The sequence below is a fragment of the Rhizobium sp. BK529 genome (assembly GCF_014194105.1).
Classification (GTDB): Bacteria; Pseudomonadota; Alphaproteobacteria; order Rhizobiales; family Rhizobiaceae; genus Rhizobium.
The window spans coordinates 3413075-3427330 of record NZ_JACIAU010000001.1; the positions used below are offsets into that span (position 1 = coordinate 3413075).

Below are 14256 nucleotides of genomic sequence, written 5' to 3' on the forward strand. Positions count from 1 at the left end.
TGATGACCGTCGATTCGGTCGGAGGAGTCTGGCGCTACGCTATGGATCTCGCGGCCGGTCTTCGGTGCGAAGGAGTGGACATCGTCTTTGTCGGTCTTGGTCCCGTACCGTCGGAGACACAGGTTAGTGAGGCGAAGGCGCTGGGAAAACTCGTGTGGCTTGATGCTCCTCTCGACTGGATGGCCACGGGCAGGGCTGAGATAGCCGGCGTTTCAGAAGAAATCGCTCGGATCGCCAGAGACAACGCTGTCGGTCTGCTCCACCTCAACTTGCCGTCGCAGGCAGCAGGGATCGATACGCCGCTGCCCATCGTCGTGGTTTCCCATTCCTGCGTCGTCACATGGTTTGCCGCCGTGCGCGGAACGCCGGTGCCGCCGGGCTGGGCCTGGCAGCGCGATGTGAACCGGGAAGGCTTCGATCGCGCAGATGCCGTGCTCTCGCCGAGCGAAAGTCATGCGAATGCACTACGAGCGGCCTATGGTCCGGTCTCCCGGCTCAAGGTGGTTCATAACGCCAGCAGCGTCGAGGCCGAACCGCATTCAAAGAAGATCTTCGCTTTCGCAGCCGGACGCTGGTGGGACGAAGGCAAAAACGGTGCGGTGCTCGACAAGGCGGCTGCAATGATGTCACTGCCCGTCGTCATGGCGGGCTCCTGCGTGGGCCCCAATGGCCAGAGACTGCAATTCAGCAACGCCGACGACCTTGGGCCACTGCCATATTCCAAGGCCGTTGCCTTGATGCAATGCGCACAAATCGTCGTGTCGCCATCCGTCTACGAGCCGTTCGGCCTGACCGCTCTGGAGGCCGCGCGATGCGGCGCTGCATTGGTGCTGTCGGATATTCCCACCTATCGGGAGCTATGGGATGGATGCGCGCTGTTTTTCGATCCTTATGATCCGAAATCCTTAGCATCTGCCTGCGCACAGCTCAGCGGCGACGCGCAGCTGCGGGAAGAGCTGGTGGCAAAATCGCGGGCGCGGGCGCGGGGGTTCAATCTGAAACGGCAGGCGGCATCGATGCTCGACACTTACGTGCATCTGATGGATCGCACCTTCAACCTCGCGGCGGCGGAGCAATCATGAGATTTCTGTTCTACACCCATTCGCTGGTTTCCGACTGGAACCATGGCAACGCGCATTTTCTGCGTGGCGTGATGCGGGAGCTGACCCGGAGGCATCACGAGGCGCTGGCGCTGGAACCCGAGAACTCGTGGAGCCGATGTAATCTTCTGAGCGATCAAGGGCTGCAGGCGATCGAAAAATTCCACAGTACGTTCCCGCAGCTACAGTCGCAAATCTACGGAGAACAATTCGACCACGATGCAGCTATCGCCAACGCCGATGTCGTCATCGTTCACGAGTGGACTGAACCGGCGCTTGTGGAGCGGATCGGTCGCGCGCGGCGCAATGGCGCCGGCTTTACACTGTTGTTCCATGACACGCATCACCGCGCCGTCTCCGCAAAGGGCGATATCGCTGGACTGACGCTCGAGGATTACGATGGTGTGCTCGCCTTCGGTGAAACGCTGCGGCGGCGCTACCTGCAGGCCGGCTGGGGCAGGTCGGTCTTCACCTGGCATGAGGCTGCTGACGAGGCATTGTTTTGCCCGCGACCGGAGGTCGCAACGACAGGTGATCTCATCTGGATCGGCAATTGGGGCGACGACGAGCGCTCCTCTGAGATTGCGGAATTCCTCGTCCGCCCGGCTCGTGATCTCGCGCTCAAAACGACTGTGCGCGGCGTACGCTACCCTCGGCGGGCGCTCGACGCCCTGCAGGACGCAGGTATCGCGTATGGGGGCTGGATCGCCAATGCTGAGGTGCCGCTCGCTTTCGCCAGCCACAGAGTCACGATGCATATTCCACGACGGCCCTACGTCGAAAACCTTCCTGGCATTCCGACGATTCGTGTTTTCGAGGCTCTTGCCTGCGGCATTCCGCTGATCTGTGCGCCTTGGGACGACGTTGAGGCACTTTTCAGGCCAGGCAGAGACTATCTCGTCGCCGAAAACGGCCAGGAGATGACGCGCCTGCTGCGCGATGTGCTGGCCGACGATGATCTTTCGGCTGCCCTTATCGCGTCCGGTCTCGAAACAATCCGGTCGAGACACACCTGCCGGCATCGTATCGATGAACTATTCACCATTCTGGAACGATGCGGCACCGCACGCGTCGTCAGCCAGCTGCCTGCAAAGGAGGCCGCCGAATGAAGATCGCATTTTACGGATCCAGCCTGCTTTCAGCCTATTGGAACGGTGCCGCAACCTACTACCGCGGGTTGTTGCGCGCATTAGCGCAAAAGGGTTACGACATCACCTTCTACGAACCCGACGTCTATGACCGACAAAAGAATCGCGACATCGATCCACCGGAATGGTGCAAGGTTGTCGTCTATCAAGGCACTACCGAGGCACTGAAGGCGGCGACGGCAGCAGCAGTCGATGCCGACATCGTCGTCAAAACAAGCGGTGTGGGTTTTGAGGACGATCTCCTTCTCCAGGAGATCCTTCGCCATGCCAGGCAAGGCGCCTTGAAGATTTTTTGGGACGTGGATGCGCCGGCAACGCTTTCCGAGCTGCGACAGAGCCCCGACCATCCGCTTCGCAGATCGTTGGCAAAGATCGATCTAGTCCTCACCTATGGTGGCGGCGATCCTGTAATCGACGCCTATCGCAGCCTTGGGGCGGCGGATTGCATACCGATCTATAACGCGCTTGATCCCGAAACCCATCACCCGGTCGAAAAAGAGGCTCGCTTTGCTGCAGAGCTCGCTTTTCTCGGCAACCGCCTGCCCGATCGGGAAACACGAGTCGAGCAGTTCTTTCTGGAGCCGGCCGCCCACTTGCCGCAGCAAAGGTTTTTGCTCGGTGGTTCGGGCTGGAGCAACAAGCCGCTGTCTTCGAACATCGTCTATATCGGCCATGTCTCGACCCGCGATCACAATGCCTTCAACGCAACACCGAAGGCGGTGCTCAACATTTCGCGGTCAAGCATGGCGGAAAACGGTTTTTCGCCGGCAACACGGATCTTCGAGGCTGCCGGCGCAGGTGCCTGCTTAATTACTGACCACTGGGACGGCATTGATCTTTTTCTCAAGCCCGGTGACGAAATACTAGTGGCACGTGACGGCCACGATGTCGCCGAACTTCTCGCTGGCCTCACAAGCCAGCGGGCCAAGGAGATAGGACAGCAAGCGCTGAGACGCGTGCTTGACGGGCATACCTATGCGCATCGCGCCGCGACCGTCGATGCCATCTTCCGTGTAGGTGCCGCACGGCCGGAGGCGGCCGAATGACCGGATCGCTCAATATCGTCATCCTCGGCCTGTCCCTGTCGTCATCCTGGGGCAACGGTCACGCTACGACTTATCGCGCCCTCATCCGCGGATTGAGCGTACAGGGACACAGGGTATGGTTCCTGGAGCGGGATATGCCCTGGTACGCGTCGCACCGCGACCTGCCCAATCCCGACTTCTGCCAGCTCATCCACTACAACGACATTGACGAAATGATTGAAATCCATGCTGGCCTGATCAAAGCGGCGGACGCCGTGATCGTGGGATCATACGTCCCATCCGGCGTGACAGTCATCGACAGGATTGCGGCCCTTCAGCCACAACGACTTTGTTTCTATGATATCGACACGCCGGTCACATTGGCCAAGCTCGCCCGTGGCGACGAGGAATATCTGGCCCGCCGACAAATCCCGCTTTTCGACAGCTACTTCTCGTTTTCAGGCGGAGACGCTTTAGGCAGGATCGAACGCGACTACGGCGCGCGCAAGGCACTGGCTCTCTATTGCTCCGTCGATGCCAGCCGATACCGAGCAACCGGCGAAGCTTTCCGTTGGGACCTCGGCTATCTCGGTACCTATAGCCCCGACCGCCAGGCAACCTTGGAGCGGCTCCTGATCGAGCCTGCCAGGCGGCTGCCGCATCTCAGCTTCGCGGTCGCCGGCCCTCAATATCCTGAAGACATCGTGTGGCCATCAAACGTCGAACGGATCGAGCACCTGCCTCCCGCCGATCATGCGAGTTTCTATAGCCGGCAGCGTTTTACACTGAACGTTACCCGAAGCGACATGATCGCAGCCGGCTGGTCGCCAAGCGTCCGGCTGTTCGAGGCCGCAGCCTGTGGCACACCGATTGTCAGTGACGATTGGCGCGGGCTCAACGATTTTTTTGCCGAGGGCCAGGCGATCATCATCGCTCGGCGATCGGACGACGTGGTTAAAGCCTTGACGACGATCCCCGCAGCGGATCGGTTCACATTGGCATCGGCTGCAAGGGCGACCGTGATGCAAGGCCACACCGGCGAGAGGCGGGCCTACGAGTTCGCCGCCGCGCTTCAAGGACTGCCAGAAGCCGGAATCCGACCCACCCCTCAACCCATTTCAGCCTAGGAGAGGCATAATGCTGCAAAGGACTCGAAACGGAAGAGTGAAGACTGTACTTGTCGCCGGAGGAGCTGGTTTCGTCGGCTCGCATCTATGCGACGCGCTGCTGGCACGCGGTGACCGTGTGATCTGCGTCGACAGCTATATCACCGGATCGGAGGACAATGTCCGGCCGCTGATCAATCATCCGAAATTCCGTTTGATCGAGAAGGACATTTGTCATCTGAAGAGTCTCAACGAGACTGTAGACCAGATCTATAACCTGGCCTGCGCAGCTTCACCGCCGCAGTATCAAGCAGACCCGGTGCATACGATGATGACCTGCGTTGCAGGTACTGGCAATCTGCTTTCGCTGGCCGAACAATATCACGCCTCTTTCCTGCAAGCGTCGACAAGCGAAGTCTATGGCGATCCGGTGGAGCATCCACAAACTGAGGATTATCGCGGCAATGTTAATTGTACCGGTCCCCGCGCCTGCTACGACGAAGGCAAACGGGCAGCGGAGGCCCTGTGCTTCGACATGCTTCGGGCCGGCAGGGCGGATGCACGCATTGCCCGCATATTCAACACCTATGGACCGCGCATGCAGCCGAGCGACGGGAGGATCATCTCCAATCTCCTCGTGCAAACCCTCTCCGGCGCGCCGCTTACGATTTACGGAAGCGGTAACCAGACGCGCTCCTTCTGCTTCGTCAGCGATCTCGTCGCGGGCCTGATGGCGTTGATGGATGTTGATCCCAATCCCGGCGTTCCGGTCAATCTCGGCAACCCCGGCGAATTTACGATCAACCAGCTTGTCAACCTGGTCATGAGCATTGTGCCATCGACATCGACTATCGTCCACAAGCCGCTGCCGCAAGACGATCCCCAGCGCAGAAGACCGGACATCTCGCGGGCGAAAGAACTGCTCGGCTGGCAGCCGATGATTCCGCTTGCCGAAGGTCTTCGCCTGACAGCCGATTGGTTCACGGCCTCGATCCGTCCTGACGGGCGCTTCGATAGCTCAAAGGCCCAACGTCGCTCGAGATTGCCGCCGCGTTCAAAAGCCGGACGCACCTCGCTCGACGCCTGCCAACAGAGGACCGCGCCGTAAGGTGATGAAGGAGAACCGACATGGATGCAGCACGCCCAACAGAACATCAGGATCTACAAAGACGGATTGAGGAACTCGGGCCATGGTTTCAGAATTTGAACATCGACGGCCACATGACCGCCCCCGATCATTTCCTCGGAGATTATCCGGCCTTCAAGTGGAACGGTTTTCGGCATGTGCTTCCGACCGACCTTGGAGGTCTCAGCGTGCTCGATGTCGGCTGCAATGCAGGTTTCTATGCGCTTGAGATGAAGCGGCGTAACGCCGCCCGCGTGGTCGGTATCGATTCAGATCCCCACTACCTGAAGCAGGCGCGCTTTGCTGCTGAGCAGGCTGAAATGGAAATCGAGTTCAGGCAGATGTCGGTCTATGATGTCGGCCGGCTGGGTGAGAAATTCGACCTGGTGATCTTCATGGGCGTGCTCTATCACCTGCGCCACCCACTGCTGGCGCTGGATCTTCTCTATGAACACGCTGTCGGCGACATGATGCTGTTTCAGTGCCTCCAGCGCGGTGACGAGCGCATTCCCGATCTCGAAGAGGACTACGACTTTTCCGAATGGAGCATCTTCGATAAGCCTGAATATCCAAAGCTTTTCTTCGTAGAGCAACGCTATGCGTCCGATCCCACCAACTGGTTCATCCCCAACCAGGCGGCCGTCGAGGCAATGCTGCGCAGTGCCGGCTTCCGAATCGACGACCATCCGGAACGCGAGGTCTATCTGTGCCGCCGGGGCCAACGACATTATGCGGTCGAACCGCCGCCTTCATTTGCAACACGATAGACGACGATATCTTCGATCTTTTGCGGTATGGACGCCATATCCGGGGCGCAGCCGATCAGCGTTAACGCCAGGCGCTGCGTGGTTCAAAAAAGACTTCTCTGTCGCTCAGGCCTCCGACTGACCATAAAATCTTTCATTGGCTCGTTTGTGAGGTCCTCAACGGTGGTCACGTTTCGGATGACAAGAAATTGGCGCAACTCGCTATGTCCGCAGCCAATGCCAAATCAGCGTGACGCAGAAACTCGGTCGATCTTTCGCGACGTCCGATTCAGCTGGGATGGGGAGTAAAAATTGCGGCAAGCTGAGGAAGTGGTGAAAACCCACTCCTCAACATCTCGGCACCGCTCAAAGAAATGCCTCTGCGTGACGGCCATAAGACCTTACACAGGACGCTAAGAGATGTCGCGGCGACGCTTGACGGCGTGTCTCAGCACAGCGCATCCGAGACGCGACGGATAGGAGTCGGACGCACGGTTGACGAGATCGCCACCATCCTACCGGGAGCTATGTCGGTTCTCGTTCTGCCGTGAATGCGCCGAACCTCCGTTTCCTTCTTTTGGCGAAACAGTGGCCAGAGGAACAGCGGGCCGAGATTTGCGTTACTCTTCGCCAGTCGCTTCAAGGAACGCGCGTCGTCTCGGCCTTCAGGCGGATGCAGAACGATCTTGATCCCAACGGGGATGCTATGAAGAAATTACTCGAGGTCTCGCTTGGGGTCGTCACCAGCGTAGGCGGTTTTCTTGAGACCGGGTCGATTGCGACCTCCGCCCAGGCAGGGGCGGCGTACGGCTTCAGCCTCATCTGGGCTGTCATCCTCGGCACGGGGTGTCTAATCTTTCTCGTCGAAATGTCTGGACGGTTCGCCATCGCCAGTCATCATACGATCGCAGACGGCATCCGGGACCGGTTCGGTTCGAATTTTTTCATCCTCGTGATCGTCGTGATGTCCATCGTCAGTATCATGGTGTTGGCGGCCGAGATTGGTGGTGTTGCCCTTGCGCTTCAGTTTCTGACTGGATGGAGTTTTCAATGGTGGGCATTGCCGGTCGCCTTCGCCACATGGCTGCTGTTATGGCGCGGCACGTTCGGAACGATCGAGAAGGGAGTGTCGGCGCTCGGATTGATCGCGCTCTCGTTCGTGGTCGCCATGTTCGTTATGGGGCCGCCATGGAAAGAAGTGGCAAAGGGCGCATTGCCAACTCTTCCCGACAAGGACGCATCGCATTACGCATTCATCGCAGTCAGCATCCTCGGCGCCACGATCTCCAACTATCTATTCTTCTTCTATTCGGCCGGCGCCATTGAAGAGAAATGGGACAAATCGTATTTTGGAATAAACAAGATCACCGCAACATTCGGCATGGCGTTTGGAGGCGCGCTGTCGGTTGCCATCATCGTGCTTGCGGCCATGGTCTACCCTGCTCGCGGCATCGAGAACATAGAAAGCTACGAGCAGATCGCGATGATCTTGACCCCAGCTCTTGGCACCTGGGGTATTTACATCTTTTCCCTTTCGCTTCTGATCACTTGTTTCGGGGCCGCTTTGGAGCTGAGCCTCGCCCAGGCCTATATTACCGCTCAGGGATTTGGCTGGAACTGGTCCGAGGACGCAAAACCGAAAACCAATCCCGCCTTCAGTCTCGTCTATACGGTCGCCATCGTTATCGCCGTCATTCCCATCGCCGCTGGTCTCGATCCCTTGCAGGTCACCATCTTCTCGATGGCAATTACCGCCATGAGCCTTCCTCTCGGAGTCATACCATTTCTGTTCCTGATGAACGATGAAACCTTCGTTGGCGACCATACGAACGGCTGGATAGGTAATGTGGTCGTCCTGTTCATCATCGGGCTGGCCTTCACGCTTGCGATCGTCACCGTACCGCTGCAAATCTGGGGAGGCTGACATGCATCTCGTGCGAGATGTTCTAGACAAGCAACTCGTCGACCAGGCAGAGGTTCGCGTCGGCAGGGCAGATGGGATCATTCTACACCTTAACGAGCACGGGCAGCCGAAAGTCGTAGCGATCGAGCTCGGGTGGTCGACGCTTGCCAGACGGCTGTTGAAAGGCGTTGGTCTTCGAACGCTCGCTCGGGATCGAGGCCGCGGATATCGGATCGCCTGGTCTCATGTCGCCGACGTTGGCGTCGACATAACCATCGATGTCGATCGCCAGGAACTGCCGCTGGAGCGTTGGCAGCAGTGGCTTCGTCGAAGGATTTTAGGGTGGATTCCAGGCGGGCTGTCATGAGTGAGCTATTTCTCCAGGATCTGCTGGGCGCACGGGTGTTAGGACCGGGCAACGAGGTGGTGGGACGCATCGAGGAAGTCGTCGCAGAAGCGCATGGCGACGAACTCTTCATCGTCGAATACCACGTCGGAACCTTTGCGCTTCTTGAGCGCCTGGCTTCCTCTTCGTTCGCCCGCGCAGTCCTCGGAGCTGCCGGGCTTCGCTCAGGTGAAGGACTGGCTGTTCCCTGGGAGCAACTGGATCTTTCGAATGCAGCTTCACCAAGGTTGCTTTGTGATCCGCAGCAGTTGAAGCCGCCTCGTCGCTCGTCCGCAACTCCCCAGTCGGCGCGTTAAAACGCTTTGGAGCGCAAGCGTCCAGGTGGCTGTATCTGGCTTTCGGGGCTGATCTGGGTATTCGTACGCTATGACGATACGAAGGTTTCGCAGGATGCCTGGCGCGCCGGCGTCATCATCCGTAGCGACGCCATCGAAGGCGATATCGATTGAATGAGCACCGTCCGGTGCAACGTCACTATCGCCATGCCACTGGCATGACCTTCGCCAGCCACGTCCGTTCCATCATCGAATCAAACGGGAACCTGATCGGACCTTAGTCCGATGGCCGACGGGAACTTGCCTGCTAGTTTTGCTTCCGCTGAACTGCAGACTCGACAGGAGGAGGCTCGCCCATTCCGTAAGCCCGGCATCCTTCTCCAACTCTGACATTTTCTGGCCCGCCTTCATCTGGTGAACCGGACATGCTTGGAAAACCATCGGTTTCGACCTATGATCGATGCTGATTTCGCGCGTGGAGAAATCGATGAATGAGCGCAAAATCACTGAACGCGACCGGCCGATGACCTCGCAAGATCTTGCTGTCTGCCAGCAAGTCTTGGAAGCCGTGAAAGCGGAATTTCAGCTTGCCGACGATGACGCTCAGACATCCAGAAGCGCGGCAATCACGATCGAACTCTACCGACAGGGTGTCCGCGATGTCGATCAGCTCAAGGTCCTGGTATTCGCCACCCGGGGCAAAATCTAAAGCTCGATGAACCGCAGCTTCAAGATTTGCGTTGGCGGCCAGCACAGCCGGACTCACGTCGCCTGTCTTAGTCGCCGATGCCAGCGCATCTTCCAGGCCGCATCGCCGAAAACGGGCGTCGACCAATGGCTCCGTTCCGTTGTTGATCTCATCGCATAAGCAGCAATTGCGGTCATGCGTGGGTCTGACGTGTGCGGAGGAGGAGCTACCATCGGCGGGCAAGCGCAGCTTTTCCGTCAGCGATAAGCGGAGGGCGCTGTGTTTTTGCAGGGCAGGGTTTGGTGTAAGCGGTGTTTTGACCGCACCTTCCGGATCAGTGCGTGATTGACGATGTTGAGCCCCGAACAAGGGCTTGGACATATGTCGATTTCACAGCTTACGCTTACATCCAGCGATGAAGAGCCGGTGCGGCGGTTCGAGGTTTTCACAGGCAGCGGCCGGCGGCGCGAGTGGGGCGACGAGCGTAAGGCGCAGATCGTCGCGGAGAGTTATGAGCCGGGAGTGACGGTCTGCTCCGTGGCGCGGCGTCATGGATTGACCCCGCAGCAATTGTTCACCTGGCGTCGGCTCGCCCGGAAGCCGCTGGACACTGTACCTGATGTCGAGGATGTTCCAATGTTTGCGCCGGCGATCCTGGATGTGCCGACGAAGCCTGTGGCGAAAGAGCCTGAACCGGCCCGTGCATCGAGAAAGAAGTCGAGCAGCGGCGCAATCGAATTGGAGATCGGCGGGACGCTCGTCAGGATCGCATCCGGAGCGGACGCGGCCACGATTGCCGCCGTCATTCAAGCCGTGAAGGCACAGTCGTGATCGGGCCGTCGGGAGCGGTAAAGGTCATGGTCGCCACCCGGCCTGTCGATTTCCGCAAAGGCGCGGAGGGCCTAGCTGCGCTGGTAAAGGCCGAGATGGGTGCTGACCCGTTCTCCGGCACGATCTACGTGTTCCGGGCCAAGCGCGCGGACCGGATCAAGCTGGTTTTCTGGGATGGCAGCGGGGTGTGCCTTGTGTCCAAACGCCTTGAGGATGGAGAGTTCCATTGGCCCAAGATGCAGGATGGTGCGATGCGCCTGACGGCCGCTCAGTTCTCGGCATTGTTCGAGGGGCTGGATTGGAAGCGCGTTCATGCGCCCATCGAGACGCGCGCCCCGGAGAAGGCTGGATAGCCAATGCGACCAATTGAATCAGGCTCACCCACGCCCTCGTTTTGGTCGCCGGTTTATGCTGTTGTCGCTCCATGACGATGACGGCCGACGAGCTTCCGGACGACCTGAACGCGCTCAGAGCCATGGTGCTTTCGCGCGAGGCGGAGAATGCCCGGCTGCGCCAGATCATCAAGGAATTGCAGCGCCACCGCTTCGGCCGCAGAGCCGAGACGCTTCCGGAGGATCAGCTTCTCCTTGGGCTCGAAGAAGCCGAACAGGTCGAGACGGACGGTCTGGAGGAGAAGGAGCATGCATCCAGTGATCTGCACCGGGAGCGGGTCGCAAGACGGCGGATAAACCGCGGCTCACTTCCTGCCCATCTGCCGCGCATCGATGTGGTCATCGACATCGAGAGCCATGACTGCCCCTGCTGCGGCAACGGCCTGCACCGGATCGGCGAGGACGTCAGCGAGAAGCTCGACATCGTGCCGGCCCAGTTCCGCGTTCTGGTGACGCGCCGCCCCAAATACGCTTGCCGCGCCTGTGAGGAAGTCGTCGTCCAGGCTCCAGCTCCCACGCGGCTGATCGAGGGTGGCATTCCGACCGAGGCGACCGTTGCCCAGGTGCTTGTCTCTAAATATGCCGACCACTTACCGCTCTACAGGCAAGCGCAAATTTACAAGCGACAGGGGATCGATCTCGACCGTTCAACACTCGCTGACTGGGTCGGTCGAGCCGCCTGGCATCTGCGCCCGGTTCACCAAAGGCTGCTCGAGCATCTGAAGGCCTCGTCCAAGCTCTTCGCCGACGAGACGACCGCTCCAGTGCTCGACCCGGGTCGGGGAAAGACGAAGACTGGGCAGCTTTGGGCCTATGCTCGCGACGACAGGCCATGGCAGGGAGCCGATCCGCCCGGCGTCATTTATGTCTATGCGCCCGATCGCAAGAGCGAACGCCCGATGGCGCATCTTGATGGATTCGTCGGTGTCCTGCAGGTGGACGGGTACGTGGGCTATCGCGCGCTCGCCGCCGGCAACAGCGTGTCTCTGGCGTTCTGCTGGAGCCATGTGCGCCGGCGCTTCTATGAGCTGTCGGCCGCCGGTCCTGCACCCATTGCCAGCGAAGCGCTCAGGCGTATCGCCGAACTCTACAAAATCGAGGACGATATCCGCGGCATCACCCATGAGGAACGCCGCGCCGTCCGACAGGAAACGAGCCGTCCGATCATCGACAGTCTTGCGCCTTGGCTGACCAAACAACTCTCCCTCATCAGCCAGAAGACCAAGCTCGCCGAAGCCATCCGCTATACGCTCTCACGCTGGGACGGGTTGACCCGTTTCATCGATGACGGTCGCATCGAGATCGACTCCAACACTGTCGAGCGTTCCATCAGGCCGATCGCCCTCAATCGGAAGAATGCCTTGTTCGCAGGCTCCGACGCCGGGGCCGAACACTGGGCAACGATCGCCTCGCTCATCGAAACGGCCAAGCTCAATGACGTTGAGCCACTTGCCTATCTGGCCGACGTCATCACCAAAATCGTCAATGGCCACCCGAATAGTCAGCTCGACGACCTGTTGCCTTGGGCCTTCGCCGACCAGCCAGAAACCAAGACCGTGGCCTGAGAATACCGCTTAGATGAATGCTGTGCGGACGGACGCTCGAAGGCCGCAGCGGCGATCTTAAACGTCAATATGCGTCAGCTTATTCGGGTTTTTGACGATATAGATCGCGAAAATCTTACCGTCGCGAATGCCGAGAGCTGTTGTTTGCAGCCCACCATTTGAATCAAGGCTTACATACCCGGGCAGGCCGTCAATAGTTGCGGTTCGCAGCAAGGTGGGCGGAGTCGCGGCCTTTCGCTGAGCGGAAACGAAGAGTCGCAGTGCACGTTCCAAGCCGCGGATGACTTCTCGGAACGCCAGCACCTTGCCGCCGCCGTCGCTATGTATCTCGACATCGCGCGCAAGCAACGCCGAAAGCGCGGTGACATCGCCGTCACGCGAAGCCGCAAAAAAAGCGCGCGCAATTCCATCAGCCTCTGCCGCCCCGACGCTGTATCGTGGTCGTGCATTCTGAACATTCTTGCGTGCGCGAGAAGCAAGTTGCCGAACGGTGGCAGGTTCACGATGAAGCACGACCGCGACCTCGGTCAGCGCCACGTCGAACACTTCGTGGAGCAGGAAGGCCGCTCGTTCTAGCGGCGAAAGTCGCTCCAACGCTAACATCAGCGTCACAGTGACATCGTCAGCAATGGCTTCTTGCGCATCAAGAGGCTCGACCAAAGGCTCTGGTAGCCATGGGCCGACATAGATCTCGCGGCGCGCTCGCGCCGACTTCATCCGATCAAGGCATAGTCGGGTGACGATGCGAGTGAGATAGGCGGTCGGAGTACGGACTTCGTCTTCAACGCGTACCCAACGCAACCACGCATCCTGCACGACATCTTCCGCCTCCGTGATCGACCCTAGCATCCGGTAGCTCAGACGCAGCAAGCGTTTGCGATCCAGTTCGAATTCTACGGTTCTTTGGTCGCTAAGCGGCACATCAGCGCTCGCTTCATTGGCCATCACCCCCTCGCGGATGTCATGAGACCGATTCGTTGCGTTCCTGCCGTTGTGCCACATGCCACTTTCCTCGCACTCGCTCGCTTGACTCGTGGACGAGCGAGTTCGTGCAAGTGTGACATGGCACATGCCAAAATAAAATCAGGTCGAGATGTCACGCCTCCCATCGCCGCGTCGTCACTCGAGCAGCGCCGGCTGTTGGCGCAACTCACAGGAGACCATCATGAATGAGACAACGCGCCTCAACTGGTACGAGGTAGCACCCGCTGGAGCCAAGGCCCTTTTCGGCGTCCATCACTACGTCACACACAACACGAATTTGCCTGAGGAACTTATCCATCTCGTGTTCCTGCGCGTATCGCAGATCAACGGCTGCGCACATTGTATCGACCTGCACACCCGCGATCTGCTGAAGACCATGGCAGCCGACAAGGTCGCTCTGGTCCCGGTATGGGAAGAGGTGCCGTATCTTTTCTCCGAACAGTACCGCGCGGCGCTGGCCTGGGCCGAGGAGGTGACGCTTGTCAGCGAGACACATGCTTCTGACCGAGCCTATGCTGCTGTCTCGGCAGTTTTCGAGCCTAAGGATTTGGTAGACCTTACAATCACGATTGCAGCTATGAACGCCTTCAACCGTCTAGGCGCGCCATTCCGACTTCCGGTGAAGGCGCAGCCCTGAAAACGCGCTGGCGCTGTTGCTTAGCCACGACGGCACCACTGTGCTTATGAATCGGTTGCTTGCAGGCCCCGCTTGCTTGCAGCTTTACGACCGGGATGGGGTGGAACAGCTCCTTCATCAACGCACAAAGGCTCGTCCCGGTCGGTGCATTCATGCCATCAATCAAGCAGCGATGATAATCGGTACGATCTTTCGCGCTTAGTCAATGTGGGAGGAAAACACCGCTTACGGTTTGGTTGCGGGGGCAGGATTTGAACCTGCGGCCTTCAGGTTATGAGCCTGACGAGCTACCGGGCTGCTCCACCCCGCGTTATCCAGGCGACG

General features: G+C 59.1%; 16 protein-coding genes and 1 tRNA gene. 14 read left to right on the forward strand and 3 right to left on the reverse strand.

Annotation, left to right across the window (positions count from 1 at the left end; all coding sequences use genetic code 11):
• Positions 1–2: 2 nt before the first annotated feature.
• The 10 genes from FHX08_RS17075 (at position 3) to FHX08_RS17120 (ending at position 9009) form a co-directional block, all read left to right on the forward strand.
• Positions 3–1082, forward strand: coding sequence for a glycosyltransferase (locus FHX08_RS17075; RefSeq protein ID WP_132653246.1), 1080 nt, complete (start codon positions 3–5; stop codon positions 1080–1082).
• The gene (locus FHX08_RS17080; RefSeq protein ID WP_132653180.1) at positions 1079–2209 is read left to right on the forward strand and encodes a glycosyltransferase; all 1131 of its coding nucleotides are present in this window, start codon (positions 1079–1081) and stop codon (positions 2207–2209) included. The genes FHX08_RS17075 and FHX08_RS17080 overlap by 4 nt, the downstream gene beginning before the upstream one ends.
• Positions 2206–3294 (forward strand): glycosyltransferase, encoded by a 1089-nt coding sequence (locus FHX08_RS17085; RefSeq protein WP_132653181.1) that lies wholly within the window; start codon positions 2206–2208, stop codon positions 3292–3294. The genes FHX08_RS17080 and FHX08_RS17085 overlap by 4 nt, the downstream gene beginning before the upstream one ends.
• A complete protein-coding gene (locus FHX08_RS17090) occupies positions 3291–4400 on the forward strand; it encodes a glycosyltransferase (RefSeq protein WP_132653182.1) in 1110 nt (369 codons plus the stop codon). Before FHX08_RS17085 ends, FHX08_RS17090 begins: the two co-directional genes overlap by 4 nt.
• Positions 4401–4410: 10 nt before the next feature.
• Positions 4411–5487 (forward strand): UDP-glucuronic acid decarboxylase family protein, encoded by a 1077-nt coding sequence (locus tag FHX08_RS17095; RefSeq protein ID WP_132653183.1) that lies wholly within the window; start codon positions 4411–4413, stop codon positions 5485–5487.
• A 20-nt stretch (positions 5488–5507) separates the two neighbouring features.
• Positions 5508–6272 (forward strand): TIGR04290 family methyltransferase, encoded by a 765-nt coding sequence (locus FHX08_RS17100; protein ID WP_132653184.1) that lies wholly within the window; start codon positions 5508–5510, stop codon positions 6270–6272.
• 685 nt (positions 6273–6957) lie between these two features.
• Complete coding sequence (locus FHX08_RS17105; protein WP_132653185.1) at positions 6958–8175, forward strand: Nramp family divalent metal transporter; 1218 nt, start codon at positions 6958–6960, stop codon at positions 8173–8175.
• A gap of 1 nt (position 8176) precedes the next feature.
• Positions 8177–8521: a hypothetical protein gene (locus FHX08_RS17110; RefSeq protein WP_132653186.1), complete on the forward strand. Its 345-nt coding sequence runs from the start codon at positions 8177–8179 to the stop codon at positions 8519–8521.
• Positions 8518–8856: a hypothetical protein gene (locus FHX08_RS17115; RefSeq protein ID WP_184327340.1), complete on the forward strand. Its 339-nt coding sequence runs from the start codon at positions 8518–8520 to the stop codon at positions 8854–8856. The genes FHX08_RS17110 and FHX08_RS17115 overlap by 4 nt, the downstream gene beginning before the upstream one ends.
• 6 nt (positions 8857–8862) lie before the next feature.
• The gene (locus FHX08_RS17120; RefSeq protein WP_165911868.1) at positions 8863–9009 is read left to right on the forward strand and encodes a hypothetical protein; all 147 of its coding nucleotides are present in this window, start codon (positions 8863–8865) and stop codon (positions 9007–9009) included.
• A 277-nt stretch (positions 9010–9286) separates the two neighbouring features.
• Here FHX08_RS17120 and FHX08_RS17125 read toward each other — a convergent pair whose 3' ends face one another.
• Complete coding sequence (locus FHX08_RS17125) at positions 9287–9904, reverse strand: hypothetical protein (protein ID WP_184327386.1); 618 nt, start codon at positions 9902–9904, stop codon at positions 9287–9289.
• Between FHX08_RS17125 and tnpA the strand changes: the two genes are divergently transcribed.
• From tnpA to tnpC, 3 genes are all read left to right on the forward strand, one after another.
• Entirely contained in the window at positions 9905–10354 is a 450-nt protein-coding gene (tnpA, locus tag FHX08_RS17130; protein ID WP_158225400.1) for an IS66-like element accessory protein TnpA, read from the forward strand.
• Positions 10351–10707: an IS66 family insertion sequence element accessory protein TnpB gene (gene tnpB, locus FHX08_RS17135; protein WP_095433219.1), complete on the forward strand. Its 357-nt coding sequence runs from the start codon at positions 10351–10353 to the stop codon at positions 10705–10707. The genes tnpA and tnpB overlap by 4 nt, the downstream gene beginning before the upstream one ends.
• Before the next feature lie 71 nt (positions 10708–10778).
• On the forward strand, positions 10779–12311 hold the full coding sequence (tnpC, locus tag FHX08_RS17140; protein ID WP_184327341.1) for an IS66 family transposase: 1533 nt from the start codon (positions 10779–10781) through the stop codon (positions 12309–12311).
• 57 nt (positions 12312–12368) lie between these two features.
• Here tnpC and FHX08_RS17145 read toward each other — a convergent pair whose 3' ends face one another.
• The gene (locus FHX08_RS17145) at positions 12369–13256 is read right to left on the reverse strand and encodes a sigma-70 family RNA polymerase sigma factor (protein WP_184327383.1); all 888 of its coding nucleotides are present in this window, start codon (positions 13254–13256) and stop codon (positions 12369–12371) included.
• Positions 13257–13476: 220 nt separating this feature from the next.
• Between FHX08_RS17145 and FHX08_RS17150 the strand changes: the two genes are divergently transcribed.
• Positions 13477–13932: a carboxymuconolactone decarboxylase family protein gene (locus tag FHX08_RS17150; RefSeq protein ID WP_095433221.1), complete on the forward strand. Its 456-nt coding sequence runs from the start codon at positions 13477–13479 to the stop codon at positions 13930–13932.
• A 233-nt stretch (positions 13933–14165) separates the two neighbouring features.
• Here the strand turns inward: FHX08_RS17150 and FHX08_RS17155 are convergent.
• A tRNA-Met gene (locus FHX08_RS17155) sits at positions 14166–14242 on the reverse strand.
• Positions 14243–14256: the final 14 nt, after the last annotated feature.

What these genes read in the sequence shown, in the direction of transcription:
- FHX08_RS17125 (WP_184327386.1), bottom strand. Translation starts at nt 9,904, where the DNA reads ATGTCCAAGCCCTTGTTCGGGGCTCAACATCGTCAATCACGCACTGAT.
- FHX08_RS17110 (WP_132653186.1), top strand. Translation starts at nt 8,177, where the DNA reads ATGCATCTCGTGCGAGATGTTCTAGACAAGCAACTCGTCGACCAGGCA.
- FHX08_RS17115 (WP_184327340.1), top strand. Translation starts at nt 8,518, where the DNA reads ATGAGTGAGCTATTTCTCCAGGATCTGCTGGGCGCACGGGTGTTAGGA.
- tnpA (WP_158225400.1), top strand. Translation starts at nt 9,905, where the DNA reads ATGTCGATTTCACAGCTTACGCTTACATCCAGCGATGAAGAGCCGGTG.
- FHX08_RS17100 (WP_132653184.1), top strand. Translation starts at nt 5,508, where the DNA reads ATGGATGCAGCACGCCCAACAGAACATCAGGATCTACAAAGACGGATT.
- FHX08_RS17085 (WP_132653181.1), top strand. Translation starts at nt 2,206, where the DNA reads ATGAAGATCGCATTTTACGGATCCAGCCTGCTTTCAGCCTATTGGAAC.
- tnpC (WP_184327341.1), top strand. Translation starts at nt 10,779, where the DNA reads ATGACGATGACGGCCGACGAGCTTCCGGACGACCTGAACGCGCTCAGA.
- FHX08_RS17095 (WP_132653183.1), top strand. Translation starts at nt 4,411, where the DNA reads ATGCTGCAAAGGACTCGAAACGGAAGAGTGAAGACTGTACTTGTCGCC.
- FHX08_RS17105 (WP_132653185.1), top strand. Translation starts at nt 6,958, where the DNA reads ATGAAGAAATTACTCGAGGTCTCGCTTGGGGTCGTCACCAGCGTAGGC.
- FHX08_RS17090 (WP_132653182.1), top strand. Translation starts at nt 3,291, where the DNA reads ATGACCGGATCGCTCAATATCGTCATCCTCGGCCTGTCCCTGTCGTCA.
- FHX08_RS17150 (WP_095433221.1), top strand. Translation starts at nt 13,477, where the DNA reads ATGAATGAGACAACGCGCCTCAACTGGTACGAGGTAGCACCCGCTGGA.
- FHX08_RS17080 (WP_132653180.1), top strand. Translation starts at nt 1,079, where the DNA reads ATGAGATTTCTGTTCTACACCCATTCGCTGGTTTCCGACTGGAACCAT.
- FHX08_RS17075 (WP_132653246.1), top strand. Translation starts at nt 3, where the DNA reads ATGACCGTCGATTCGGTCGGAGGAGTCTGGCGCTACGCTATGGATCTC.
- FHX08_RS17145 (WP_184327383.1), bottom strand. Translation starts at nt 13,256, where the DNA reads ATGGCCAATGAAGCGAGCGCTGATGTGCCGCTTAGCGACCAAAGAACC.